General features: G+C 63.5%; 24 protein-coding genes. 7 read left to right on the plus strand and 17 right to left on the minus strand.

Annotation, left to right across the window (positions count from 1 at the left end; translation table 11 throughout):
- Position 1: 1 nt before the first annotated feature.
- The 3 genes from ACVJNE_RS01535 to ACVJNE_RS01545 form a co-directional block, all read right to left on the minus strand.
- A complete protein-coding gene (locus ACVJNE_RS01535) occupies positions 2-1,696 on the minus strand; it encodes a tetratricopeptide repeat protein (RefSeq protein ID WP_499562356.1) in 1,695 nt (564 codons plus the stop codon).
- A 170-nt stretch (positions 1,697-1,866) separates the two neighbouring features.
- Positions 1,867-3,531: a 2-isopropylmalate synthase gene (gene leuA, locus ACVJNE_RS01540; RefSeq protein WP_499563172.1), complete on the minus strand. Its 1,665-nt coding sequence runs from the start codon at positions 3,529-3,531 to the stop codon at positions 1,867-1,869.
- 353 nt (positions 3,532-3,884) lie between these two features.
- Complete coding sequence (locus ACVJNE_RS01545) at positions 3,885-4,151, minus strand: hypothetical protein (RefSeq protein WP_499562358.1); 267 nt, start codon at positions 4,149-4,151, stop codon at positions 3,885-3,887.
- A 178-nt stretch (positions 4,152-4,329) separates the two neighbouring features.
- Between ACVJNE_RS01545 and ACVJNE_RS01550 the strand changes: the two genes are divergently transcribed.
- Positions 4,330-5,412, plus strand: coding sequence for a LacI family DNA-binding transcriptional regulator (locus tag ACVJNE_RS01550; RefSeq protein WP_499562360.1), 1,083 nt, complete (start codon positions 4,330-4,332; stop codon positions 5,410-5,412).
- 5 nt (positions 5,413-5,417) lie between these two features.
- Here the strand turns inward: ACVJNE_RS01550 and ACVJNE_RS01555 are convergent, their stop codons facing one another.
- The 4 genes from ACVJNE_RS01555 to ACVJNE_RS01570 all read right to left on the minus strand — a co-directional run bounded on the left by ACVJNE_RS01555 (position 5,418) and on the right by ACVJNE_RS01570 (position 7,902).
- The gene (locus ACVJNE_RS01555) at positions 5,418-5,891 is read right to left on the minus strand and encodes a DoxX family protein (RefSeq protein WP_499562362.1); all 474 of its coding nucleotides are present in this window, start codon (positions 5,889-5,891) and stop codon (positions 5,418-5,420) included.
- Entirely contained in the window at positions 5,891-6,667 is a 777-nt protein-coding gene (locus tag ACVJNE_RS01560; protein WP_499562364.1) for an HvfC/BufC N-terminal domain-containing protein, read from the minus strand. Before ACVJNE_RS01560 ends, ACVJNE_RS01555 begins: the two co-directional genes overlap by 1 nt.
- Positions 6,667-7,530, minus strand: coding sequence for an MNIO family bufferin maturase (gene bufB / locus ACVJNE_RS01565; RefSeq protein WP_499562366.1), 864 nt, complete (start codon positions 7,528-7,530; stop codon positions 6,667-6,669). The genes ACVJNE_RS01560 and bufB overlap by 1 nt, the downstream gene beginning before the upstream one ends.
- A gap of 72 nt (positions 7,531-7,602) precedes the next feature.
- On the minus strand, positions 7,603-7,902 hold the full coding sequence (locus ACVJNE_RS01570; protein ID WP_173192776.1) for a BufA1 family periplasmic bufferin-type metallophore: 300 nt from the start codon (positions 7,900-7,902) through the stop codon (positions 7,603-7,605).
- Positions 7,903-8,152: 250 nt separating this feature from the next.
- On the opposite strand from ACVJNE_RS01570, the gene ACVJNE_RS01575 reads away from it, so the two are divergent.
- Positions 8,153-8,695 carry a sigma-70 family RNA polymerase sigma factor gene (locus tag ACVJNE_RS01575; RefSeq protein ID WP_499562369.1) on the plus strand — a complete coding sequence of 181 codons (543 nt, stop codon included), beginning with the start codon at positions 8,153-8,155 and terminating at the stop codon, positions 8,693-8,695.
- On the plus strand, positions 8,695-9,327 hold the full coding sequence (locus ACVJNE_RS01580; protein ID WP_499562371.1) for an NrsF family protein: 633 nt from the start codon (positions 8,695-8,697) through the stop codon (positions 9,325-9,327). Before ACVJNE_RS01575 ends, ACVJNE_RS01580 begins: the two co-directional genes overlap by 1 nt.
- Positions 9,328-9,365: 38 nt before the next feature.
- Here the strand turns inward: ACVJNE_RS01580 and ACVJNE_RS01585 are convergent, their stop codons facing one another.
- Entirely contained in the window at positions 9,366-10,511 is a 1,146-nt protein-coding gene (locus ACVJNE_RS01585; protein ID WP_499562373.1) for a 5-methyltetrahydropteroyltriglutamate--homocysteine S-methyltransferase, read from the minus strand.
- A gap of 170 nt (positions 10,512-10,681) precedes the next feature.
- On the opposite strand from ACVJNE_RS01585, the gene ACVJNE_RS01590 reads away from it, so the two are divergent.
- Both ACVJNE_RS01590 and ACVJNE_RS01595 read left to right on the plus strand, forming a co-directional pair.
- Positions 10,682-11,425 carry a GntR family transcriptional regulator gene (locus tag ACVJNE_RS01590; RefSeq protein WP_368804076.1) on the plus strand — a complete coding sequence of 248 codons (744 nt, stop codon included), beginning with the start codon at positions 10,682-10,684 and terminating at the stop codon, positions 11,423-11,425.
- An 85-nt stretch (positions 11,426-11,510) separates the two neighbouring features.
- Positions 11,511-12,542: a TRAP transporter substrate-binding protein gene (locus tag ACVJNE_RS01595; RefSeq protein WP_173192782.1), complete on the plus strand. Its 1,032-nt coding sequence runs from the start codon at positions 11,511-11,513 to the stop codon at positions 12,540-12,542.
- A gap of 42 nt (positions 12,543-12,584) precedes the next feature.
- Here ACVJNE_RS01595 and ACVJNE_RS01600 read toward each other — a convergent pair whose 3' ends face one another.
- The 7 genes from ACVJNE_RS01600 to ACVJNE_RS01630 form a co-directional block, all read right to left on the minus strand.
- On the minus strand, positions 12,585-13,433 hold the full coding sequence (locus ACVJNE_RS01600; RefSeq protein ID WP_499562375.1) for a PCC domain-containing protein: 849 nt from the start codon (positions 13,431-13,433) through the stop codon (positions 12,585-12,587).
- Complete coding sequence (locus ACVJNE_RS01605) at positions 13,433-14,176, minus strand: SDR family NAD(P)-dependent oxidoreductase (protein ID WP_499562377.1); 744 nt, start codon at positions 14,174-14,176, stop codon at positions 13,433-13,435. Before ACVJNE_RS01605 ends, ACVJNE_RS01600 begins: the two co-directional genes overlap by 1 nt.
- Entirely contained in the window at positions 14,173-15,777 is a 1,605-nt protein-coding gene (locus ACVJNE_RS01610) for an acyl-CoA synthetase (protein ID WP_499563174.1), read from the minus strand. The genes ACVJNE_RS01605 and ACVJNE_RS01610 overlap by 4 nt, the downstream gene beginning before the upstream one ends.
- Positions 15,778-15,829: 52 nt before the next feature.
- On the minus strand, positions 15,830-16,690 hold the full coding sequence (locus ACVJNE_RS01615; RefSeq protein ID WP_499562379.1) for an IclR family transcriptional regulator: 861 nt from the start codon (positions 16,688-16,690) through the stop codon (positions 15,830-15,832).
- Between the two features lies 1 nt (position 16,691).
- On the minus strand, positions 16,692-17,495 hold the full coding sequence (locus tag ACVJNE_RS01620; protein WP_499562380.1) for an SDR family NAD(P)-dependent oxidoreductase: 804 nt from the start codon (positions 17,493-17,495) through the stop codon (positions 16,692-16,694).
- A 78-nt stretch (positions 17,496-17,573) separates the two neighbouring features.
- The gene (locus ACVJNE_RS01625; RefSeq protein ID WP_173192785.1) at positions 17,574-18,587 is read right to left on the minus strand and encodes a TRAP transporter substrate-binding protein; all 1,014 of its coding nucleotides are present in this window, start codon (positions 18,585-18,587) and stop codon (positions 17,574-17,576) included.
- Between the two features lie 35 nt (positions 18,588-18,622).
- Entirely contained in the window at positions 18,623-20,491 is a 1,869-nt protein-coding gene (locus ACVJNE_RS01630) for a TRAP transporter large permease subunit (RefSeq protein ID WP_499562382.1), read from the minus strand.
- Positions 20,492-20,859: 368 nt separating this feature from the next.
- Between ACVJNE_RS01630 and ACVJNE_RS01635 the strand changes: the two genes are divergently transcribed.
- A complete protein-coding gene (locus ACVJNE_RS01635; RefSeq protein ID WP_244649084.1) occupies positions 20,860-21,270 on the plus strand; it encodes a TadE/TadG family type IV pilus assembly protein in 411 nt (136 codons plus the stop codon).
- Positions 21,271-21,302: 32 nt separating this feature from the next.
- Positions 21,303-22,952 (plus strand): pilus assembly protein TadG-related protein, encoded by a 1,650-nt coding sequence (locus ACVJNE_RS01640; protein WP_499562384.1) that lies wholly within the window; start codon positions 21,303-21,305, stop codon positions 22,950-22,952.
- On the opposite strand, the gene bglA is transcribed toward ACVJNE_RS01640, so the two are convergent.
- Complete coding sequence (gene bglA / locus ACVJNE_RS01645) at positions 22,953-24,521, minus strand: beta-galactosidase BglA (protein ID WP_499562386.1); 1,569 nt, start codon at positions 24,519-24,521, stop codon at positions 22,953-22,955. It lies immediately after the preceding gene.
- Positions 24,508-26,340, minus strand: a complete 1,833-nt coding sequence (glgX, locus tag ACVJNE_RS01650) for a glycogen debranching protein GlgX (protein ID WP_499562388.1) — start codon at positions 26,338-26,340, stop codon at positions 24,508-24,510. Before glgX ends, bglA begins: the two co-directional genes overlap by 14 nt.
- Between the last annotated feature and the right edge of the window lie 76 nt (positions 26,341-26,416).

Genomic DNA, 26,416 nt, shown 5'->3' on the forward strand with positions numbered 1-26,416 from the left:
CTTAGCTTGCGCCCATCAAACCGGCTGCCCTGAGCGTCTCGACCAACCGGTTTGTCAGGCTTTCCGGATAGTTGCCCTTGCGGAAAAATGCCTCGGGATTGGCCGCGAATGCGGAATTGCCGGCGCGAAGCCGGCCCAGGAGTGCGTCCACTTTCTCCCTGTCGCCGAGTTCGTAGGCAACCACGAGCCGCGCCGCGAGGTAGTGGGCTCGGTCGCTCGACGCCAGCGGGCTGACCGCGCTGGAGGCGGCTTCCATCTCGCCAAGCATGAAGCGCCCCAGGAACAGACCATAATCCCACCAGGTCGGATGCGCGCTGGCTGCCATCACCGCGCGATGCAGGATGGGCGTGCCGGCGGCATAATCGCCCGCGAAGATCTGGGCGTAGCCGTAGGATGCGGCCATGCTGAGATCGAACTCGTTCAGTGCGTAGGCTTTGTGAACCCAACGCATTGCCTCGGACAGGTTGGCGGTACGTGACAGCACATAGCCCATCGCCCTGTGGGCCGACGGGCTGCTGGGCGCGAGCTGTACGGCGCGGCGCGCGTAGTCGAGCGCCTGCTGCTCCGATGCCTGTTCGGGATAGTCATATCGATTGACGATGCTCTGCATGTGCAACGCCGCCAGTTCCGCATAGATCAGGGCGGACGAAACCCGCGCGTTCCTGAGATCTTCGAAACACTCGTAGGCGGTGCGATGGGCATCGGCCTGCTGGTCGCGGTAGAAGGCCTCGTTGAGCGCCAGGCATCGCGCCAGCGGTGTTTCGGCCCGGTTCTCCGCCAGATCGGCATACAACACACCGGATACGGAGGCGACCGTCGTCAGCAGGTCGGCGACGATATCCTCGATTGCCCGCTGATCGCGATCGGCAATTGCAAGATTGCGCGACAAGACCACCTTGCCGTTGGAGACGTTTTGCAGTTCGACATGCACCTCACCCGGCGTCGAGGCGTGCCCGATCAGAAACAGGAAGTCGGTCCGGCGGACCTTGCCGCTCTCACCCGGCTGCATCGGCGGCGCGATGACATGCACCGTATCGAAACCACTGAGACCCCGCCGCACCGCCGCGGCAATCCTCTCCCCGCCGTAGTCGCCCGCTTCAACGCTCATGTAGACCGACGGCAAAAGGTCGCCTGGCACGGAACCCGTCGTATCGCTAAACCCGAACGGTGCGGCGGCGCGCTGGACGCCTTGAACGTCCGCACTCCCTGGCGATGGAGGTGCGAAACTGCGGTAGCCAACCACGCCGCCCAGAACCGCGAGCAGAAGAAGACCGATCGCGAGAAACGGCAAGGCTCGCCGGTTGGCCGTCTTGCCGACATCGTTCTGTTCGGGTGTCGCCGCACTTGCCACGCAGGCTACGGTGGGGTCCGCTACATGATATTCCGGCACGTAGCTGCCACGCGGCACCGATATACGCAGCGGGTCTGCAGCCCCGTCGACTTCGTAATACTGTTGCAGTAGATCCCGCAGTCGCCCCGCCTGCACCCGAACCACGGTGTCCGTCGCCGGATCGAACTGGTCGTCCTTGTGGAAGACGTCGACCCCGATCGAGAACCCCTTGAGGCGATCCGCGTTGCCGGCGACATCCTGTTCGACCAAATAACGCAGGAGATCGCGCGCGCGCTCCGACCTGGCGAACACGTCGCTCGCAAGAATACGCTCCAGCGCGTCGAGAACCTGATCGGCGGGGGGCATGATACGCCGCAAGCTTCGGCCCTTTCCCTGGCAGAAAAAGCTAAGGAAGCCGTATCATACGCGCGATTTTGTCCCGAACAAAACCATAAGCAGTTGATAAAGTCCCATGTCGGCGCAACTGCTTGTCGCGCCGACGAAAAACTTTTGCAGCCGCATGAGCCGCCGTAACGTCAGCCCACGATCCGGTTAGCCGCCGACACCACCGCCTCGAGCGAAGCCGCGACGATGTTGGTGTTGATTCCCGCACCGAAGATGCGTCCGCCGGGGTGCTCGACCTCCATGTAGCTGATCGCGGCCGCGTTCGAGCCGCGTTGCATGGAATGCTCCGAGTAGTCGAGGACCGAGAGGTCTACGCCGAGATGGCGCGAGAGCGCATCGACGAAACCGTCGATCGGCCCCGTGCCGGTTCCGGTTATGGTGACCTCCTTGCCGTCATCGACAATCACCGCCTCGACAACGCGCTGCCCCTTGCGCTCCGTGGCCGGGAAGGTCTGGTGGTCGACGAATTTCAGCCGCGCGCCGGGCTGGTCGACATAGACCTCGAGGAACCGTTCGTGGATGCGCTTGGCAGGCACTTCCTTGCCCTCGGCGTCGCTGATCTGCTGGATGTCCTGGCTGAACTCCACCTGCAGGCCGCGCGGCAGATTGAGGCCGTAATCAGCCTGTAGCACATAAGCAATGCCGCCTTTGCCCGATTGCGAGTTGATGCGGATGATCGCCTCGTAGCTACGGCCCACGTCCTGCGGGTCGATCGGCAGATAAGGCACTTCCCATTGGGGTTTGTTGGCGGTCTTGATCGCCTTCATGCCCTTGTTGATCGCGTCCTGGTGCGATCCCGAGAAGGCGGTGTAGACGAGCTCGCCGACGTAAGGGTGACGCTCGGGGATCTTCATCTGGTTCGAATACTCGAACACGTCCTTCATCCGGTTGATGTCGGTGCAGTCCAGTTCCGGATCGACGCCCTGCGTGTACATATTCAGCGCCAGCGTCACGATATCGACATTGCCGGTGCGCTCGCCATTGCCGAAGAGCGTGCCTTCCACGCGGTCGGCGCCTGCCATCAGGCCGAGCTCCGTCGCCGCGATGCCGGTGCCGCGATCGTTGTGCGGATGTAGCGAGACGATCAGGCTGTCGCGATTGTCGAGGTTGCGGCACATCCATTCGATCTGGTCGGCGTAGATGTTGGGTGTCGCCATCTCCACGGTTGCCGGCAGATTGATGATCAGCTTGTTGTCCGGCGTCGGCTTCACGATCTCGGCGACCGCGTTGCAGATTTCCAGCGCCACCTCGAGCTCGGTCCCGGTGAAGCTTTCGGGCGAATATTCGAAGCGGTATCCACCGCCGGCCTTGGCAGCCATGTCAGTGATCATCTTGGCTGCGTCGGTGGCAATCTGCTTGATGCCGGCAACATCCTTTGCAAACACAACGCGCCGCTGCAACTCACTGGTCGAGTTGTAGAAATGCACGATCGGCGTCTTCGCCCCCTCGAGCGCCTCGAAGGTGCGGGAGATCAGTTCCGGCCGGCACTGCACCAGTACCTGCAGGTCGACATCGGCGGGCACGTTGCCTTCCTCGATGCACCAGCGGGCGAAGTCGAAATCGGTCTGTGATGCAGACGGGAAACCGATTTCGATCTCCTTGAAGCCCATGTCGAGCAGGAGTTGGAACATGCGCGCCTTGCGGTCGTGTCCCATCGGGTCGACCAGAGCCTGATTGCCGTCACGCAGGTCGACGGAACACCAGATCGGCGCCTTCTCGATGCGCCTGGCCGGCCAGGTGCGGTCCTTTAGGTCGATCACGGGATAGGGCTGGTACTTTACCGGGGCGTCGCCCATGCCCTTTCGCGAGGCATTGGGCGCGATGCGGCTTTGCTCGTTCATCGTCTTGTCTCCAGCGCCAGCCGGGCTTTCATTGCCACGGCGCGGGCGCGCTTCCATCTTTGTTTCGCAACTGGTTCGGCAAGGAGCTGGCGCCGGCGTCGGCAAATCGACCGCCGGGTGCTCCTTCAGCGAGCCCGGCGATCGCCGCTAAGGCCGAGAAGGAGAAGCGTGGAGAAGAGCGCGCGCACGGTCTCGCCCGCAAAAGCGGTCGAACGTGTCGTGTGAGAGGCGCTGCGCTTGGTCATGAGCGGTTCAATAGACGATGCCGTGCCGGCTGGCAAGTGTACGCGAGCAGCGTCTGCCCGCGCTCACACCCGACCGTTTCTGGGCAGGTGATTTCGATAGGGCCTGGCCGGGTCGACCTCGTCCCACGAGCCATCGAGGGCCGCGTAAACGCTCTCGGGATCGAAACCCATGTCGCGAATGACATGAACGGGAAGCCGCGACAGTTTCACGATCGTCCGCCGTTCCTCACGGTGAGCCAGCATCGCTTGCCAGCCCGCCCGCAATGTCCCGAGAAAGTCGTACCGCGCTCCACGAAAAGGTACGGGTCCCCGAAGTTCCATCACAGACATCTCAACACTCCATCGAATGAGCGCGCAAATTGAACCGGTTCACCGGCCATGCAGATTTGTGGCTTGAACCGGTTCAAAGATAGGCCTTGCATTCGTCTGGTCAAGAATTATTTTGAACCGGTTCAAGTCTGCGCGGAAATCAAGGACTTGAGACCGAATTTGTGAGACGATTGCCCTGATGGGAAAACTGATACTCGACAAAAGCCCCAAACTGGCCGACGTCGCGAGGGCGGCGGGCGTTTCCAAGGGAACGGCTTCAAATGTCTTCAATCGGCCGGACATCGTCAGCAAGGAGGTTCGCGAACGCGTCCTCGCGGCGGCCGCTTCCATCGGCTATAGCGGACCCGATCCGAAGGGCCGCCTGCTGAGCGCCGGCAAGGTCAACGCGATCGGCGTCGCGACCGTCGAGCCGCTCGGCTATTTCTTCACCGACCCGTTCGCCCGCGTGCTCATGACCGGCATCACCGAGGCGTGCGATGCCAGCGGCACCGGCATCTCGCTGGTTTCGGCCGCGAACGAGGACGAACTGATCTGGAACGTCCGCAACGCGCTGGTGGACGGCTTCATCCTGTTTTGCCTGGAAGGCGCAGAGCGCCTCATCGACCTGTCGCGCGAACGGCAATTGCCGTTCGTGGCGCTTGCCTTCGGACATCGCGACGAGACCATTTCGGTGGTTGCCGTCGACAATGTCGCGGGCGCCCGGGTCGCTGCCCGGCACATGGCAGAACTCGGCCATCGCGACTTCGCCATTATGGCCATGGAGTTTCAGGAAGGCGGCTATGGCCGCGCAACGGCCGAGCGCATCGCGAGGTCAACATTCTCCGCCTCGGGCGACCGGGTGAAGGGCTATCTCGACGAGCTCGCAGGTTGGAACATCGACACATCGTCGATCCCGGTCTTCGAGACGCTTGCAGACGAGGCGACCGTTCATCCGGCACTGGAGGACCTGTTTTCCTCACCCACACCGCCGACGGCCCTGCTCGCACAATCCGACCGCATCGCCTTCATTGCGATGGACTGGCTGCGCGCGCGGGGGATCTCCGTGCCGGGGGAGGTCTCTGTCATCGGGTTCGATGGCGTCCCCGAATGCGAGCGGTCGACCCCTCCCCTCACCACCATCCAGCAGCCTATCGCCGAGATCGGCCGCCGCGCGGTAAAGGCCATTCTCGATCACGGACACGAAGTCTGGCGCGAAACGCTGGACATTGAACTCGCTGTCCGCAAGTCGACCGCCCCGCCGCCGGCCCGGCGTATCCGTTAGCTGGCCTACCGGCCAGCAGGCAGCAAAGCGTCGGCTGAAATACGTCCGCCGCCGTAAACGACAAGCGCCAGCGCCATGGCCGCCCATGGCAGATGGAAGTTGGCCCAGCCATCGGGAATCGTGAGTTGTATGACGGCGGTCATCAGCAACACCCCGAACGCGGCAAAGCGTGTGAACAGGCCGGCCACGAGCAACACAGGAAAGACGATCTCGCCAAGAGACGAGCCCCATGCCGCAAGCGTCGGAAACGGAAAATCCAAAGCCTGCCCGAACACATGCAGCTTGAATTCGTTCGCGAAAAGGTAGTTCACCGACGGCGCCAGGCTCAGAAAGCCGTCCCATTTGGTGAGACCTGACCGGAAGAAGGGAACTGCCAGCGCGATACGCAGGACCAGTAGCGCCAGCGACGGCGGTATCGACGCGAGCAACGCATCAAAACGGTGCAGCAGACCGGTGCCGCGTTCCACCACGGTATTCATTAGAACGTCTCCTGGCTGTTGACTTGCAGTCCCGAAATCGCACCCAGCGAGATCAGGCCCGCCAACGCCGCTCCGGGATTGAAATCGCGGCTGTGCCTGCCTGCCTTTACGGCGGCCTCGCCGATTGTATCGCCGGCAAGCAGCGCGGTAATGAAGGGCGCGTCGACCGCGGGCAGGATCGATGCCTTAACCTCAGCTTCGGGGCGCGTCACAAGAACGGTTTGAGCCAGCGCCGTTTGCACCGGCGGGACGTGCTCTTGCTGATGCGCGGCCCAGATCGAACCGATGGCATGGCTGGACGCGAGCAGACGTGTCGCCGGGTGCGCGATCAACCGTGTGTCGGAAAGCATCTCGGAAGCAACGGCCGCGAGGCTCTGCAACCCGATCGGGTCGGCGTCAGCGGCATGGTAGGCTTCGCTCCACGCATATTCGAGGCGCGCAACATCGGCGAGATAGGCAAGCGAACCTGCCGGGGTGAAGCTGGCTATGAAGTCCGAGAAGCTGGCGCCGTAGCGGATCAAGACTGCGTCTTCCGGCTTGTGGATCGCCACATAAGCACGCGCCATGGCGCGGAAAAACGTGTCGCCGACAATCCGGTAAACAACGGGAAAGGCCCGCACCAACGCCTCGACCAGGCTGACATGCACATTGTTGCGATAAACGGCGAAGCGCAGCCTGTCTGGCTGCCCGCGTGCACTCGTCAGGCCTTCCGGCAGCGGAAGTTCCGGGTCCGCAAGTGCAGCCGCAAAGCGGGCCTCGAGAGTGGCGTGTTGCATCATGCCACCCGACGGCCGATGTCCGGCAGACGCGCAAGTGCATCGTCGACCCGTTCGGCTTCCGCGCTCAGTGTCGGAAAGTCAGGAACGTCATTGTCCCACTCCACCAGCGTCGGTATTGGTCCCGTGCGGCCGAGCGCGAATTCATAGAGCGCGAACACGTCGTCATGCACGGTCGAAGCGTGCGCGTCGATTGCCAGTCGCTCGCCCGCTTCGTCAGCGGTCTCATCGTATCCGGCAAGATGAATCTCGCCGACATGCTCGACGGGAAAGCGGCGGATGTAGTCGTACGGATCCAGCCTGTGGTTGATCGCCGAGACCATCACATTGTTGACGTCGAGCAGCAGCCCGCAGCCGGTGCGCTCAGAAATCGTTCGCAGAAAGTCGATCTCATCGATCGTGCTTTCCTCGAAAAGCAGGTAGGTCGACGGGTTTTCCAGCAGCATGCGCGTGCCGAGCGTTTCCTGTACCTGGTCGATGTGCGCGCAGATGCGATCCCGCGTTTCGTCGGTGTAGGGCAAGGGCAGCAGGTCGTTGAAATAACCGCTTTCGTGTGTCGACCACGCAAGATGTTCGGAGAAGGATGCCGGGCGATAGCGCTCGATCAATTTTTTCAGGCGACCGAGATGCGCCTTATCGAGTTCGCGGCTACCGCCGATCGACAGTCCGACGCCATGCAGGGACAGCGGATAGCGCTCCGCAATGGCCGAAAGGTAGCGATGCGGCGGACCGCCCTCGCCCATGTAGTTTTCCGCATGCACTTCGAAGAAGCCGATGTTCGGATTGCCGGAAAGTATGTCTCCATAGTGTTCGGGTTTGAGCCCGAGACCGGCACGTTGGGGCAAGGTGTTGAAGCGCGTCATCCTGGCTTCCTTCGTCATGCATTTCGGGAAATTGCCGGGGCGCCTAAATCGGCGCCCCGGCGGCTGTCAGTCTCAGGAGGGAATGTCGCGGGTAAGCGCTTCGAGGCTGCCCATGCGGTTCTCGGGCAGTTCCATCGTTTCGCACGTGCCAGCCGGAACCAGCTTCCAGGCATTGCCCTGGTAGTCGACCTTGGACGTGCCGGCGCACGTCGTGCCCGGCCCGGCAGCGCAGTCGTTCTGGCCGGCCATGGCGACGCCGTAGCACTTCTCCATGTTTTCCTTGTCTTGGGCCGAAGCGGACGAGACAGCGGCGGCGCCCATAGCGGTTGCAAGCGAGCTGGCAAGTGCGAGCGAGAGAATCTGACGGTTCATGTCCTGGATACCTCCATGTTGGCTGAAGCCTGCTTGGCTTCGTGACAGAAGCCGGGAGTGGCTTCATGCAGACCAATTCGATGGAGAAGCGAGCATGTTACAGTCGACTGTCCGGGACACGGCTTCGTGATCGCTTCGTGAATTCGCGTGCGCTACACACGCTTGTCTTCCGCACTGAGAGAGTGGATTCGACAATTCGACCCGGTACTCTGTAACAAGTTGGCATCGTCGCACGAATTGGAGACACGTATTGACGCCTCAGATGGATGCACGGCTTTCCGAATTGTTGCGGGCCGCGCTGGATGGCGACGAAGCGGCTTACGCCAATTTCCTGCGCGAGATCGCTGGATTGGTCAGAGCGACTGTCGGCAGAAGAGTCGGATCATCGTCGGGATTGGACCCGGAGGATATCGTGCAGGAAACATTGCTGGCCATTCATCTCAAGCGCCACACATGGCGCGCCGACAGCCCGCTGGGGCCGTGGGTGCACGCAATTGCGCGCTACAAGATAGTGGACGCCTTCCGCCGGCACGGCCGCGCTGTTTCCGTCGACATCGATGACTTTTCCGACCAGCTCGCCAGCGAGGAGCAACGGACGGTCAGCGAACGCGATCTCGAGCGCGCGCTGGAATGCCTGACCTCCGGGCAGCGGGATGTGGTTTCCGCGATAAGCCTCGAAGGCAAGTCGATCACCGAGACGGCTACGCGCCTGGGCATGAAGGAAACGGCCGTGCGCGTCGCGCTTCACCGCGGCCTTGCCGCAATCGCGCAAAGATTTGGAGGTGGCGGCTGATGCGCACCGACGATCTGATAAAGGCGATTGCCGCCGACACCGGACGCAAGGAAGCGCCGATCGGCCGGACATGGCTGCTTTGCGTGACGGCGGGCTTCATGCTCGCCGCGCTGGTCTTCAGCGTCCTGCTGGGCCCCCGGCCGGATTTTCAGGCGGTGCTGTCCACGATCCGCTTCCCGCTCAAGTTCCTGCTGGTTGCGATCCTGCTCGCGAGCACGATCCCGCTCGTTCAGGCGCTGGCGCGCCCCGGCGCGCGGCCGCCGATGGGGGCAGCACTTGCTGCCCCCATCGGCGTGGTGATCGCGGTTCTGGTCGAGCTGTCGGTGCTGCCGAGAGAGGCGTGGGTTTCGTCATGGATCGGCACCAATCTCTGGGTTTGCCTCACCTACATCCCGCTGATCGGGCTGGGGCCCTTGGCGATCATGATCGTGGCCCTGCGCAAGGGGGCGCCTACGCGACCCGTTCTGACCGGCGCCATGGCGGGCGTGGTAGCGGGCGGCGTGGCGGCGATGTTCTACGCCGCGCACTGCACCGACGATTCACCGCTTTTCGTGGCCGCCTGGTACAGCATCGCCATCGGCATCCTTGCGGGTGTGGGCGCACTTGCCGGTCGCTACGCGCTGCGCTGGTAGGCTGGCCGCCGCGGCGCATCACGCCGCGGCGATCGCCTCTACTGGTCGACGCCGCCCCAGATCGTCTCGGCTGTTTTCACCACCAGGTCGAGCTTCCGCTTCTGGTCGTCCTCGGTGATCTTGTTACCTTCCTCGGTGGAAGCGAAACCGCATTGCGGCGCGATGCCGAGCTGGTCGATGTCGGCGAACTTCGAAGCCGCGTCGAACTTGCGCTTCAGGTCTTCCAGGTTCTCCAGATCGCCCACCTTGGTAGTGATAAATCCCGGCAGCACACGCTTCTTGCCCTTGGGCAGCAGGCGCAGCGGCTCCAGCCCACCGGCCCGCTCGCTGTCATACTCCATGAAGTAGATGTCGACGCCCGTCTTGTTGAAAATCGCGTCGGCGGCCGGGTCGTAGGCGCCCTCCGCCGCATAGGTCGACACGAAGTTGCCGCGGCACATATGCATGCCGATCACCATGTCGTCCGGCCGGTCCTTGATCGCCTCGTGCATCATCCATGCATAGCGGTCGATCAGCCAGTCCGGGTCCTGTCCTTCTTCTGCTTTCGCAGCGCGGTGCTTGGGATCGCACAGATAGGCGAAGAAGATGTCGTCCATCTGCAGGTATCGGCAGCCGGCGTCGTAGAAGGCGCGCACCGCCTTGGCATAGGTGGCGGCAAGATCGGCGAACAGCGCTTCGGCGTCCTGATATTCCTTGGGATGGATGTCGGACTTGGCAACCCGGAAATGGCAGCAGCTTGGACCGGGTATCGAGATCTTCGGCATCACGTCAGTGGCGCCAGCCAGAAAGCGGTAATGCTCCAGCATCGGGTGATCGTCGGGGAAGTCGAGCTTTCCCGTGATGGTCGGGAAGATCGGACGCAGCTTCACACCATGGAACTGCACGCCCTCGTCGCGTTCCTCGAGGTCTAGCCCCTGTAATTCGCCCATGAAATCGTAATGCCAGAAGGAGCGCCTGATCTCGCCGTCGGTCACGACCGGCAGCCCGGCGTTCTGCTGCATGCGCACCACGGCGCGGATCGCCTCGTCTTCAACCGCCTTGAGTTCTTCGGCGTCGATCGCCTTTTCGTCGTAATGACGCCGGCGCGCATCCTTCACCGATTGTGGCCGGAGCAGGCTTCCGACATGGTCGGCGCGGAAAGGCGGCCTGAGCGTGGTCGACGGGGCGTTGGATACAGTGTTCATGGCGTCTCCTCCGAAAAAACGGCAAGTGCGACTCGGACGCAGGCTCGCTAGCACGGAGCAGGCGCAAGCACCATCCACTTGACAGCTTGTTGTATACAGAACGTACTGGCGCGACGGAGCCCACGGCGATGTGCTAAGGACACGCCGATACGACACGAAAGGATGATGCCATGGCCCGCGAAGCGCGCCAGGAAAAGGGTTCTTCCCAGACGCTCAAGGCGGTTCTGGGTGTACGCGATCTTGTCTTCTCCGGGGCAATACCGCCGGGCGAACGTATGTCCGAAGTCAGCGTCAGCGAGCGGCTTGGCCTGTCGCGGACACCCGTGCGCGCCGCGCTCGCCCGCCTCGAGCAGGAAGGCATCCTCGATGCGATTCCATCGGGAGGCTACTCCGTGCGGCTCTTTACCGAAGCCGACGTGATAGACGCGATCGAACTGCGGGGCGTGCTGGAAGGCACCGCCGCCCGCCTTGCCGCAGAGCGGGGCGTATCGCCGGCAAAGCTCGCCATTTTCAAAGCCCTCGTGCGGCAACTTGACGATGTCGTCGCCGTGCCGCCCGAAACGATGGACCTCGACGCCTATATTGCCCTCAATGCCGAGTTTCACGAGATGCTGGGCACACTGTCGGGCAGCCGGATCGTCCAGCGCGAGATCGAGCGGGTCATGCACCTGCCTTTTGCTGGCCCAAGCGCATTTCTCAACGCCCAGACCAGCGTGCCAGCCTTCCGCGCCTCGCTCGGCGTCGGCCAGGCGCAGCACCGCGCGATCACACTGGCAATCGAGATGCGCGAGGGCTCGCGCGCTGAAGCGGTGACCCGCGAACATGCGCGGCTGGCGCGGATCAACCTCGATTTCGTGATGAAGGACAAGGACCTGATCGAGCGGGTGCCGGGCCTCGTTCTGGTTGCGGGCTGATCCAGGCATTGAAACAGGTGCGGGCTTTCCTCGCGAAAAGTTCTATTATATAACAATCAGCGGTTCTTTTGGGAGGATACCTGACATGCGTAAGCTGAAATCGCTGCTTCTAGCCGCAGCCGCCCTTGGGGCGATGACCGCGGCATCCTATGCGCAGGAGGTGACGCTGCGCCTCCACCAGATGTTGCCGCCACAGGCGACGATTCCCGCCAAGGCGCTCACGCCCTGGCGCGAGAAAGTGATGGCCGATTCCGGCGGTCGCATCCAGATCGACCAGTTCGACGCGATGGCGCTCGGCGGCACGCCGCCTCAGCTCGTCGACCAGGTGAACGACAATGTCGTCGATCTGATCTGGACCGTCATCGGTTATACGCCTGGCCGTTTCCCATCCACGGAAACGTTCGAACTGCCGTTTTTCATGACCACCGGCGAGGCGACATCCAAGGCGTTTCATGAATATTGCGAAAAACGCTGCGTCGACGAGTTTGCCGGCATGAAGGTGATTGCGTGGCACGCGCACGGGCCGGGCCTCATTCACTCCAAGAACCCGGTCAACAAGCTCGAGGACATGAAGGGCTTGAAGATTCGCGGCGGCTCGCGCGTCATCAACCAGATGCTCGAGGCGTTGGGCGCCACTCCGGTGGGCATGCCCGTTCCGGCGGTGTCCGAAGCATTGTCGAAAGGCGTCATCGACGCGACGACAATCCCCTGGGAGGTGACACCGTCGCTACGCGTCTCGGAACTGGTCAAGAATCACACCGGCTTCTCCGGCTCGCATGGCCTCTACACGCAGACCTTCGTCTTCGCCATGAGCCAGGCTTCCTACGACAAGCTGCCCGACGACCTGAAGGCGGTGATCGACGCCAACTCCGGCATCGAGACGGCCGCGATGTTCGGCCGCGTGATGGACGAGGGCGATGCCGGCGGTCTCAAGATCGCCCAGGACCTCGGCAACAACATCATCACGCTCGATGAAGCCGAGACCCAGCGCTGGAAGGATGCCGCCGCACCGCTGATCGACGCCTGGATCGCAGAGATGAGCGCCAAGGGGCTGGACGCTGAAGCAATGGTGACGGAAGCCCAGGAGCTCATCACCAAGCACACGCCGGAGATGTAGGCGTCGCATTTGCTCGTGGCCGGCCGCGTGCCGGTCACGGTGCTATTCTTCGACGATGACCAGCTCGAACGTGACGCAGATCGGATTGCTGCCGTGCGCGAGCAATCCCTCGTGGATGTCGCCGTTCATGTCGACCAGCGCGACGTCCAGTTCGCAGCGCCCCTCGACAACCGTCCCGTGCCGCACCATCACTTCGGTCGCGTAGGACGGGACATGGGAACCGTCGGCAAAGTCGACGCCTACGAGACTGCCAACACCGACAACCGACGCATTCATGAAGCCGTGGCTTTGGCAGACGCGTTCGATAGCCGCCGAAATATCGCCATTGGGTCGCATGGTGCATGCCAGCGCTCGCTGCCTGGAAGATAATTCTCCATCGTCGGCTGCCGCCTCGGCGGAGAAAAGCTTGAAGTTGGTTTCGGCGTCGTCTTTCGCCACGAAGGCGGCGCCGTCGAGGCCCCAGGCCCGCACGTCGGTGTCCCTTGCGACGATCGCTTCATGTGGCAGCAGATGCCCCGCCCAACGAGTGCGGTCGCTGTCTCGCCAGATACCATGACAGTGGATGAACGGGTCGCCATCGCGGATGCCGGCGATCACCCCCGCCCGCTCCACGGTGACCACGCCTGCCGGCGAACGTGTGTCGCTGTACCAGGCGGCATGCGACGTATCGGGTGCAGCAGCCGGGATGACGTAGTGCATCGGCTCGATCGCAAGTTCATCGAGATCGGCATAGCCGGATGCGTAGCCGGCCTGCGCCAGCGCGCCGGTCACCGCCATATTGACACTCTGCCCTGCCCGCAGGCGCAGGACCAGCGGCACGGCGCGGCCGGCAGCGACCCTTTCCCGTACTGGCGCGACCGGGCCGGGATGGCGGATCGAACGCATGGCCATCAGCCGGCCAGCCCCGCGGTGACGAAGCCGCCGTCGACAGCCAGCACCTGGCCGTTGACGTAGGCCGCATCGTCGGAAATCAGGAACGCCACCGCCGTTGCGATCTCGTCGGGTTGACCGTAGCGGCGCAGCGGCACCCGCTCGTGCCACTGGCGGCGAACATCGTCGGTGTGGACGGCACGCGCCAGCGGCGTATCGATTGGCCCAGGCGCGACAGCGTTGACCCGGATGCCGCTCGGCCCGAGTTCGTTCGCCATCACCAGCGTCAGAAGGTTCTGCCCGCCCTTCGACGATCCGTAGGCGCTGCGCCCCTTGTTGCCCATCAGGCCGGAGATCGAGGTGATGTTGACGATCGAGCCGCCCTGCCCGCCGGCCAGCCAGATACGGGCAGCCGCCCGCGAGACGATGAAGGTGCCGGTCAGGTTGACGTCGACGATGCGCCGGAAGTCCTCGACGCTGGTCTCGACGGCCGGCTTGTCCATGCCGATGCCCGCGCAGTTCACGACGCCGGCCAGCGGCCCGTCGGCGGCGATGCGCGCCATGGCTGCCTCGACGGCGTCCTCGTCGGTCACGCTCAGCGCCACACCGTGCTCGCGTGGCAGGGCGAGTGCGTCGCAGGCCGTATCGAGCGCCTCGCGGTTCAGGTCGAGCAGCCATGGGTGCCAGCCGCGTTCGTTCAACAGGCGGGCAGTCGCGAGCCCGATGCCGGACGCCCCGCCGGTAACGACGACGGCCCCGCTCACGCCGCCGGCTCCTGCGCGCGCTCGCCGAGCTCGCCGCGCCGTTCCAGCTCCTCGCGGATCAGTTTCTTGGCGATCTTGCCGTAGGCGGATTTCGGCATCTCCGACCAGAACACGAAGCGCTTCGGCATCTTGTAGCGCGCGATCTTCGTTTCCAGCCAGGACCTGACGTCGATGTCGGCCGCGGCCACCCCCTCCCGCGCCACGCAGACCGCGACGCCGACCTCGCCCCAGACGGGGTCCGGCACGCCAAGCACCGCCACCTCGCTGATGGCAGGGTGCTGCAGGATCTTTTCCTCGATCTCGCGCGGATAGATGTTCGAGCCGCCGGAAATGTACATGTCGGACGCCCGGCCGGTGATGTAGACGAAGCCGTTCTGGTCCATGTGGCCAAGGTCGCCGGTGCGGAACCATCCGTTGCGGAACGACTTCGCGTTGGCTTCGGGGTTGTCGTAATAGCCGGCAAAGACAGCCGGACCGACGACGCAGATCTCGCCGGTCTCGCCGGGCGCGACATCGTCTCCGTCGTCGTTCTGGATTTCGACCTGCATGCCAGTGCGCTCGAAGCCGCAAGTGCCGATGCGCGCATGCGGACCATCATCCGGCGTGTGGAACGTCGGGGGCAGCACGGTGATATTGCCCGTCACTTCGCCCAGCCCGAAATACTGCACGAGCACCGGCCCGAGCGTGGCGAGTGCCCGCTTCTGGTCCTCACGATACATCGGCGCGCCCGCATAGATCACGTAGCGCAGCGAGGAATGGTCAACCTTTTCGACGGCTGGGTCCTCGATCAGCATCTTGAGGATCGTCGGCACAGTGAAGAGATTGGTCACGCGCCACTTCTCGATCAGAGACCAGACGGCGCCCACTTCCAGCTTCTCCGAGGCAGGCAGGATCGTCTTGACGCCATGTGCGACCTGAACGAGCTGGTGCACTCCCGCGCCATGCGACAGCGGCGCAACCACGATGGAGGCGTCGTCCGGCCCGGTGCCCGGCATCAGGTCGCACAGATGGTTGGTGATGACGAACGCCATCTGGCCATGCGTCAGCACAGCGGCCTTGGGCCGGCCGGTCGTGCCGGACGTGAAGAAGAACCAGCATGGATCGTCGCGGTCGACCGCAGCACCACGCACCTTGGCGCCCTCATGCCGGGCGACGATCGCGTCGTAGTCCTCGCCGAACGTGGAGCCGCCGATCGAGATGACGAAGCCGATATGCGGCGAAGCCTGCCGGCAGGCCGCCGCATGATCCGCAAAGGCCGCGCCGCAGATCATGCCGCGCGCGCCGCTCGCCTGAGCGAGATAGGCGACATCCTCCGGCGTCTGGCGATAGTTGGTCGGCACCCAAACCGCACCGATGCGGAAGCAGGCGAACATGGATTCGAACATCTGGTTGCAGTTGGAGGATTGAACCAGAATGCGGTCGCCCTTGGTCACACCGAATTCGGAGACGAGCGCTGCGGCCATGGCATCGACCCGCGCCTCCATCTGCGCCCAGCTCCAGCTTCGCTCTCCCCAGACAAAGCCGATACCCTCGGGGTCCCGCCGCGCCGCCTGCGTCAGGAAGTGTGACAGGTTCATCACCCGCGTCGAGCTCGGAGTCATCCGCGCACCCGTGTCCACTGTCACGTCTTTCGCTCCGCTGTCAGAACCGCATTCATCTTGAAAGTCTTTTTTCGGGAGGCTTCATGCTGCCGTTGTCGCGGCTCGCGTGCCTGGCTGCGAACATCTGCGCCAATTTGCCTTCGACCAGCCGCGCCTCCTGCAGCAGATAGCCGGCCAGTTCCGCCTGGCGCGCCTCCTGCATGCGGCTGTCGATTGCCGCCACGCTCAGCGCGCCGGCAATCCGCCCCTCTGGCGTTCGCAGCACGACGCCGATGCCCCAGGAGTTTGCGAAGATCAGCCCCGGATTGAGCGCGTAGCCCTTGCGCCGCGTGGCCGCCACGTCTTCGCGAATGCGGTCCTGTGACAGCATGGGATATTTCTGCGCGAGCACGTCGGAATTGGCCGCAAGCATGGCCTCGACCTCGTCGTCGGGAAGCGCCGAAAGCATCGCCAGGGAACCGGCACCTACGCCGAGCGGATGTTCGAAACCCGCCTGCAGCGCATGCGTGCGCACCGGATATGTCCCCTCCTCGCGATAAAGGCATACCGAATAGGTGTCGCGCCGCACCGACAGGAAAGACGAATCCTCGGTCTTCCGGGAAAGCCGCAGGAGGCTCTCCATGGAGAGCTGCAAAAGGCCGAAGCGGCGCGATGCGAGGCTGCCGAGCACGTAGGACTCTTCGCCCGGAAAATAGCGGCGGCTCTCGGCATCCTGATCCACGAAACCCGCCCGCATCAGCGCTAGCAGCAGCCGGCGGCAGGTCGGTTTGTTGAGACCGGTTTCTGCGACGAGGTCCGTGAGCGTAACACCACGGTCGGCGTGCCTGCCGACAGTCGACAGAAGGCCGAGCGCGCGATCGACGCTTTGCGAACCGGTCGCGTCGCGATCCATCGGCGAAACCACAACCGTCATGTCACACCGCCCCGCCGGCCGCGCAGCTCTGCCCGCCATCCACCGGCAGGCAGACGCCGGTGATGAACCGTGCTTCGTCCGAGGCCAGGAAGACAGCCGCTGCGGCAACGTCCCAGGCCGTGCCCATATGGCCGAGCGGCACCATGGCGTTGCGCGCCGCCACCATATCGTTGGTGGTTTCGTATTGGCTGGAGATCTGTTTGTAGATCAGCGGCGTGTCGATCAGGCCGGGCATGATGCAGTTGGCGCGAATGCCTTGCCGCGCATATTGCATTGCCAGCGCCACGGTCGCCTGGTTTACCGCCGCCTTTGTGGCGTAATAGGCGAAATAAGGGTAGCCGACATAGCGGATCGCCGCGAGCGACGAGATGTTGACGATCGCCCCGCCGCCGCGTTCGAGCATGTGCGGCAGCACCGCTTTTGCGGTTCGGTAGACGGGGCCGATATTGAGGTCGAGCGCGGCCTGGAACGCCGCTTCGTCCAGTTCGACCGGTCCGCCCATATGCGTGACGCCGACATTGTTGTGCAGGATGTCGATGCTGCCGAGCGCATCGACGGTCGCCGAGGCTGCGGCCTCGACCGAGGCAAGTTGCGTCACGTCCGCCGCAATCGCGATCGCCTCGTTGCCCTCTTCGCGGATGATCGCAGCCGTCTCCTCAGCAGCGTCCGCGTTCAGGTCGATACAGGCGACGCGAGCGCCGGCGCGCGCATAGGCGACGGCCGCGGCCTTGCCGTTGCCCCAGCCGGGGCCCGACGAGCCGGCACCGAAGACGATTGCGCATTTTTCCTTGAGACGCTGGCTCACGCCGATCTTTCCCCGGAGGCATAGGAGTTTCATTAGCGAGCGGCCCGGAGGCCGCCCGCAGATTCGTGTTTCAGGCCGTTAGCCGAGATCGGCGCCCACGGCCTTTTCAAGGATTGCCCAGGCATCGTCGCCGTATTTGCCCTTCCACTCGGCGTAGAAGCCGGCTTCCTTCAGCTTCTCGCGGAAGGAAGCAGCTTCGGCGTCGTTGATGGCCATGCCGTTCGATTCCAGCTCGCCTCGCAGCGTCGCATTGAGCGCGGCCACATCCTCGCGCTCCTTGACGGCTGCCTCGTTGATGTTGCGGGCCACGATCTCGCGCACGTCCTCGGGCATCGCTTCCCAGGCGCGCTTGTTGGCCAGGAACCAGAAGCCGTCCCACATGTGATTGGTGACGGAGAGATACTTCTGCACCTCGTAGAGCTTGGCCGTCGAAATGATCGCCAGCGGGTTCTCCTGCCCGTCGACGATGCCGGTCTGCAGCGCCGAATAGACCTCGGCGAAGTTGATGCTGGCGGGTGCGGATTCGAAGGCGGTAAACATCGAGGTCCACAGCGGGCTGACCGGCACGCGGATCTTGAAGCCCTTGAGGTCTTCGGCCGTGGCAACCGGCCCCACCGACGAAGTGATCTGGCGGAAGCCGTTGTCCCAGATCTTGTCCATAACGACGAGATTGGACTTCTCGATCTCGCCGCGTACATAGGCGCCGAGCTCGCCGTCCATCGCCGGCCACACCTCATCGTAGCTCGGGAAGGCAAATCCGATGCCGCTGATCGAGGCATTGGCGACGAGTGTCGACAGGATAAGCGGCGACAGCGTGAAGAACTCGACGCCGCCCGAACGTACCTGGCTGAGCATGTCGGTGTCGGCGCCGAGCTGGTTGTTCGGGAAAATCTGGATCGCAACGCGGCCGCTGGTCTCCTCACGGATCTTGTCCATGGCCTCCTGCGCGCGCACGTTCATCGGGTGCGAGAGCGGCAGGTTGTTGGCGTATTTGTAGTTGAATTCGGCCGACTGGGCGCCGGCGTAGCGGATCGTGCTGACCAGCGGCAGCGCGGCCGCCCCCAGCACCAGTGTTCTGCGGGTGACGTTCATGCGGGTTTCCTCCTTGGTTGCATGTTTGATGGGCATCACAGATACGAAATCGACAGCGCCGGAACGGCTGCGATGAGAAGCAGGCCGATGAGCAGGGCGCCCAGATAAGGCCAGATCGCGCCCATCGCCTCGTCCGGCGAGACGTCGCCGATCTTGCAGGCGATGTAGAAGCCGATGCCGATGGGCGGCGCCATCAGGCCGATGTTCATCGCCGTGACGACGACCATCGCGTAGTGCACGTCGTGAATGCCGAGCTGCTTGGCGATGGGGAACATCAACGGCGCCATAAGCACGATCGCCGGCAGTCCCTCCAGCACACAGCCAAGCACCATGAAGACGGCAATGGTGACCAGCATGAACGAGAACCAGCCCCCCGGCAGTTCCTGCATCGCGGTTGCGAGCTGGAACGCGAATCCGGTCTGCGTCAGCGCCCAGGCCATCGCCGAGGCAGTGCCGAGGATCAGCAGGATCGCCCCCGACATTGCGGCAGTTTCGACCAGCATCGCATAGATCTTGGCAGGCTTGATGCCGCCATAGAGCACGATGCCGATGACGAAGGCATAGAGCACTGCGATGGTCGAGACTTCGGTGGCGGTGGCGATACCGCCGCCGACCGCGCCACGGATGATGAAGGGCAGAAGCAGTGCGGGTGCTGCGATCAACAGGGTGGTGCGTATCACCTTGAAGGACGCGCGTTTTACGCCCTCCATGTTTTCATGGCGCGCCTTCCAGCGCGCCAGCACGGCGAGCGCCAGCAGCAGCACCATGGCGATGACGAAACCGCTGGTAAACAGCGCAGCGATGGAGACGCCCGCCACCGAACCGAGCACGATCAGCACGATGGACGGCGGCACGGTGTCTGCCATGGCAGCACCCGTTGCCAGCAGCGCGATCATCTCCTTCGGCTTGTGGCCACGCCGCTTCATCTCGGGAAACAGGGCCGGCGCCACGGTCGCCATGTCAGAGACCTTGGAGCCGGAGATACCCGAGACGAGGAACAACGAGCCCAGCAGCACATAGGACATGCCGGCCTTCACGTGCCCGAGCAGCGAGCCCATGAATTCCACGATCGCCTTGCCCATGCCGGTGGCGTCGAGAATGCAGCCGAGCAGCACGAAGATCGGCACCGAAAGCAGGATCAGGCTCGACATGCCCTCGTCCATGCGGCCGATCATGACGATCATCGGCACATGCGTGGAAAATGTCAGGAAGGAGATGGTGCCGAGGCCGAAGCAGAAGGCGATCGGCACGCCCATCACCAGGCACAGCGCGGCCACGCCGACAAGGAAGATCAGAATGTTGCCGTGGCCGAGCCCCAGGAAGACCGGTTTCGCCAGCCAGAAAAGCCCGCCGAGCACCGCAAGCGTCACCACAGCCATCGCGATGTCGACTGGCCTCGATTCGCGCAGCAGATGGCCAATCGCCACGATCAGCATGAGCACGATGCCAAGCACGATGGCCGACACGCGGTAGCTGACGGATATGTTGAGCGCGGCGGAGGTGATGAACGATTCCTCGCGCACATATTCGATCGCCGGCAGGATCAGCGCACCGAGCACTACCACCACGATCAACAGCGCCAGCGCGTCGACAAAGCCGCGCAGTCGTTCGGGGAACATGCCGATGAAAACGGTGAGTCGCAGATGCTCGTTGCGGTCGATCGCGATCGCCGCGCCCATCATCGCGAGCCACAGGAAGGAGATCGAGGCGGCCTCGTCGACCCAGATGATCGGGGTATGCAGCACGTAGCGCGCGACGACGCCCGTCAGGAGCAAGCCGACAATGACGACGAGAAGAACCGCAGCCACGGCTTCGACCGGGCGCATGAGCGCCGAGCCAGGCCTTGCCCCCACGACCTCGGCCTGGGTTTCTATCGTTAGCGCTTCCTCGTTGGCAGACGCCATGCAGGCTCCTCCTCCCCGTCGAATCCGCGAACACAGGTCGCGAAACACACCCTGGATCTAAAGCCGGCAACTACCTCTGCGCGGTAATCGCTCCTCCCGACCGATCCTGGCGAAATCCGATCTATGATCCACATTATGGACCACAGATTCTCTACATCCTGCTTATTTGCACAGAACGCCTTTTACGGCAAGCATAGTGCGCAGAGACAGCGATCCATATAGTGGATCAACAGCGCGAGGCAGGTGCTCTATGGAAGCATAACGCAATTCAAATCTACCAGTGGTTGCATCTGCGCTGTACCATTTCCCTACCGCGTGCGTGCTCTTCTTCCGATATGAGCAGGCAATATCGCACATCTCGACTTCGCATGTTCGGCACCGACCGGTCGGCCACGGCGGCGGTCGAGTTTGCGATCCTCAGCCCGCTCTACATTTTTCTCATCATGGGCATGACGGCTTACGGCATCTATTTCGGTGCCAGCCATTCCGTGCAGCAATTGTCTGCCGACGCAGCACGAGCGGCCATTGCCGGCATCGATGCCACGGAGCGCCAGACGCTGGCGTCCGACTTCATTGGGCGCAACGCCAGCGGCTATCTCTTTATCGATGGTGACAAGCTGTCGGTCTCCGTCGGCGACAATCCCGCAGTGCCCGGCCAGTTCAACGTCACCATAAGCTACGACGCCAGCAATCTGCCGATCTGGGGCCTGTTCGACCGCCTCGCAATGCCGCATCGCACGATCCTGCGTCGATCCACCATTCGCATCGGAGGCATATGATGGGCTCGTTGTCATCCAGGTTGCGCCGCGGAATGAGGGTCCTGCGCGACACGTCGGGCCAGTTCGCGTTGATGACCGCCATCCTTGCGCCCGTCGCGATCACCCTTGCGGCATTTGCCGTCGACGCTGGCTCGCTTTATGTCGAAAAGCGTCAGGCCCAGGCACTCGTTGACTTGGCCGCGATCACCGCGGCCGCCAATCTGGGCAAGGCCGAGCAGGCCGCGATGGTCACCTTCGCAGACAATGGCGCAACGGACGCAGCGTCCGGTGAAAACGTCTCGGTGGTAACGGGCCATTACAACGCTACCGGCCCCATACCCCAGGAGCGTTTCACAGCCGGCGCCGGCCCGGTCAACGCAGCAAGGGTCGTCTATCGGACGACGGGTTCGCGATATTTCGCCGGCGCGATCATTCCGCCGCCGGAGATCGTGGTTACCGCTACCGCGGGCACCGAGGCAGAAGCCGCGTTCTCCGTCGGGTCGCGCCTGGCCGCGCTCGACGGCGGCATCGTCAATGCGCTGCTGAGTGGCCTGACCGGCTCTAGCATCTCGCTATCGGTGATGGACTATAATGCGCTGCTGGATGCGGATGTCAGCCTGCTATCCTTTCTCGACCAGCTCGCGATAGACCTCGACCTTGGTGCGGGCAGCTACAAACAAGCCCTTGAGGCGGCCGTCACAGTTGGCCAGATTGCAAAGTCTCTCTCAAAAACACCCGGTCTGGGCGGCAGTGCGAAATCGGCGGCCGGCAAGCTGGCGTTCCAGGCATCTGGCGGCCGCGCACCGACCTTGCAGCTTTCGCGGCTTATCGACCTCGGGCAGTCCCACGCCAACCTCCTCGCCTCCAATATCGAGCAGATCGCCGCCGATGTCGGGGTACTTGAGCTTCTGGCACTCAGCACCGTCGTAGCCGGCAAGGGCAAGCAGGTCGCACTCGACCTCGGCGCAAACGTACCCGGCCTGCTGGCCGTCACCGTCGATCTTGCCATCGGCGAGCCGCCGCAACAGTCGCCCTGGCTGCGGATCGGCAGCAACGGAGACGTCGTGCGCACCGTGCAGACCAGGCTGTCGCTGGTAGCCGAAATCGGCGGACTGGGCGGTTTGCTCGGGACTAAGATCCGCATACCGCTCTACCTGGAACTGGCGTTCGCGGAGGCACGGCTGAAAGGCGTCACCTGCCCGTCCGGCTCACCCGCTGGCGTCAAGGTCTCCGTGGAAGCGCGCCCAGGGATCGCCAATCTCTATCTGGCGGAAGTGGATCCGGCGAAGATCGTGAACTTCGCCAATCCGGCACCGCGCTCCCCGGCGCGTCTCGTTCAGATGCCGCTGGTGAATGTCACTGCACAGGCTCACGCAGAAATCGCCGAGATGGATTACAAGACGCTCGCATTCTCCGCGTCGGACATTGCGTCCGGCAAGATCAAACAGGTTTCGACGCACGCGATCGTCGGTTCGCTGACGAAGTCGCTTTTTTCGAGCCTGCAGCTCGACGTCAATGTCATCGGTCTCGGCATCGGCCTGCCGTCGAATCTCACCGGCCTTCTCGGGCAGACTATCGGCGCTGCCGCGCCTGCGCTCGACGCTGTTCTGGCCAACCTCCTGTCGACGCTCGGCCTGGCGCTTGGCCAGGCGGACGTGCGCGTCCATGGGGCGAATTGCGGCCGGGCCGTCCTGGTGCAGTAGTCAGAAAGGCTTCACCTGCCAGCCAAGCGGAGCCAGTTCGGTGCCATCCGGATCGGCAAGCCGCACCGTCTCCGTGCCGAAATTGAAGGCGCAGAGCAGCCGCTCGCCTTCCGCCTCGCGCTCGAAGGCAAGCACGTCCTTGTCGTGGCCGTCGACAAATCTGATGCTGCCTTGCCGCAGCGCTGCGCTTTCCCGCCGCATCCCCAGCATCGCCCGGTAGTGGTTGAGGGTCGAACCGGCGGTCTTGTCCTGAATGTCCACGGCTCGTGCGATATGCTCTTGCGGGACCGGAAGCCACGGCTTGCCGCTCGAAAAGCCGCCATTGGCTTCTTCCTCTTCCCACACCATCGGCGTGCGGCATCCGTCGCGGCCCTTGTAGCCCGGCCAGAACCTTATACCGTAGGGATCCCGCAAATCCTCGAAGGCAAGGTCGGCTTCCGTCAGTCCCAGCTCCTCGCCCTGATAGATACAGATCGAACCGCGCAGGCAGCAAAGAAGCGCGATCGAGAAACGCGCCATCGCGTCGACATCGTCGCCCGGCCGCAGCCAGCGCGAGACATGGCGTGGCACGTCGTGATTGGAAAAGGCCCAGCACACCCAGCCCTTGGGCGCCGCCTCCTCGAACGCCTCGATATGGCCGCGAACATAGGCGGCCGAGAATTCCGGGCTGAGCAGGTCGAACGTGTAGCACATATGCAGCCGCTCGGGGCCGCTTGTGTAGCTGGCAACCGTCTGCAGCGACCGATGCCCGTCGCCAACTTCGCCCACTGACGCGCGCGCGTCGTAGGTTTCCAGGAGCGCCCGCAGCCGCGCCAGAAACACTAGGTTTTCAGGCTGCGTTTTGTCGTAGAGGTGATCCTGAAAGCCGTATGGGTTGGCCTCCGGCACGTCGCTGCCCTTGGCCCCTGGCAACGGCGGATTATCCCGCAGCAGCGCGTCGTGCACATAGTGATTGACGGTATCGAGGCGGAAACCGTCGACGCCGCGATCCAGCCAGAAACGCACGGAATCCAGCAACGCGTCCTGGACGTCGGGATTGTGGAAGTTCAGGTCCGGCTGGGAGGCAAGGAAATTGTGCATGTAATATTGCCGTCGCACCGCGTCCCATTCCCAGGCCGGCCCGCCGAAAACCGAAAGCCAGTTGTTCGGCGCCGTGCCATCGGGCTTGGCGTCCGCCCAGACATACCAGTCGGATTTCGGGTTCGTGCGGCTCGACCGGCTCTCGACGAACCAAGGGTGCTGGTCGGACGAATGCGACAGCACCTGGTCGATGATGACCTTCAGCCCCAGCCGGTGCGCTTCCTCGACCACCGCGTCGAAGTCGGCAAGCGTGCCGAACAGCGGGTCCACATCGCAATAATCTGAAACGTCGTAGCCCATGTCGGCCATCGGCGACTTGAAGAACGGCGATAGCCAGACCGCGTCGACGCCGAGCGAGGCCGCATGATGCAATCGCCGCACCACGCCTTTCAGGTCGCCGATGCCGTCGCCCGTCGTATCCTGAAACGAGCGCGGATAGATCTGGTAGATCGAGCATCCGCGCCACCAGTCCCGGTCAGTCTCGGCCATCGTCGCTCTCCATCTCATGCCATTTCACCTCGTCGGGGCCGATCTCGACCCGCAGACCGCCGAGCACCATCGTCAGGTGCTGCCGCGCCGGATCTTCCCAGTCCGTGACGGTCATCGGCGCACCGTCTTCGCGCAGCCAGCGAACCTCGCCATCATCCAGCCGCGTCGTCTCGTGCAAGGCTGCAATCCTTCGGCGAACGCCGGATAGCCCGCGTACGAAAGCCTCCAGTTCTTCGTCGCGCCCCTCCCAGTCGAGCCAGGTGATGGCGTTGTCCTGTGCATAGGCATTGTTGTTGCCACCCTGGGTGCGCCCGAACTCGTCGCCTGCCGTCAGCATGATCGTCCCGCGCGAAACGAACAAACTCGCAAGCAGCGCCTTCATGTTGCGCCGGCGCGCCGCCAGAACCTGCTCGTCGTCGGTTTCGCCTTCGACGCCGTGGTTCCAAGACAGATTGTCGTCGTGCCCGTCGCGATTGTCCTCCCCATTGGCGAGGTTGTGCTTGCGCTCGTAGGAGACGAGGTCGCGCAGCGTCATCCCGTCATGGGCGGCCAGAAAGTTGACGCTGCGTGTCGCATTGCCCGAAAACACGTCGAACGATCCCGCAAGCCGCGTCGCAAGCGTGCCGACCATGCCCGCATCGCCACGCCAGAAGCGGCGCATATCGTCGCGGAAACGGTCGTTCCACTCAAGAAACGGCGGCTGAAAATTGCCGAGCTGATAACCGCCCGGTCCGATGTCCCACGGCTCGGCTATCAGGATGCGATCCTTGAGGATTTCGTCTTCGACCATCGCGCGCAGCAGCGGCGCATCGGCCCGAAAACCGTTCGCATCGCGGCCGAGGATCGGCGCCAGATCGAACCGGAAGCCATCGACCCCGGCGTGGTGCACGAAGGCGCGTAGCGAATCCAGCACGAGGCGCTGCACCGCCGGATGATCGCAGGCAACCGTATGGCCGGTGCCGGTGTCGTTGACCAGCCGGCCGTCGCGATCGTGGCGGTAATAGGCCCGCGCGTCGAGGCCGCGCAGCGAAAGCGTCGGGCCAAACGCATCGCTCTCCGCCGTGTGATTGAAGACGAGGTCGAGGATCATGCCTATGCCGGCCTCGTGCAACGCCGTCACCGTCTCCCGCAATTCCGCCCAGCCGCCGGGCGCAAGCCGGGGGTCGAGCGCTATGAAGCTGACGGGATTGTAGCCCCATGCGTTGCGCAGGCCGAGCGGCGGCAGATGGCGCTCGTCCATCCAGGCGGTGATCGGCATCAGCTCCACGGCATCGACACCCAGCCCGACGAGATGCTCGATGACCGCAGGATGCGCGAGCGCACCGATCGTCCCCCGCAGATGCTCGGGCACAGCCGGATGCCGCATTGTGAAACCACGTACGTTGAGTTCGTAGATCAACCCGCCAGGCCTGAAACGCGGCGGCTCGACATCCACCCGCGGCAGCTTGCGAACCAGTGCCTTGGGCATCAGCGGCGCGGTATCGCCGTCCTCCCCGCGCCGCGCTGCAAGCCTGGCATCGTAGGCAAATGGCCGGTCGATCTCCAAAGCGTATGGATCGACCAGCAGCTTGTCGGGATCGAACCACAGGCCGTGCTGGGGGTTGTAAGGCCCGTCGGCGCGCAGGCCGTAGCGGGCGCCAGCCCCGAGGCCGGCGATCTCCGCTGAGAATATGCCTTCAGCCCCACGCGCCAGTTCGACCCGGTCGGTCTCGCGGTCACTGTTATTGAAAATCGACACCCAGATGCGCTCGGCAGCACCGGACCAGACGGAGAAGCGGACGCCGTCGGGAGTGGCAAATGCTCCGAGCTGAAGGCTCATGAGGCGGCGGTGATAGCCGATCTCCCCCCTTGTGGGGGAGATGTCCGGCAGGACAGAGGGGGGCGTGAAGGAATGA

This window comes from Mesorhizobium sp. DxT (genome assembly GCF_058448885.1).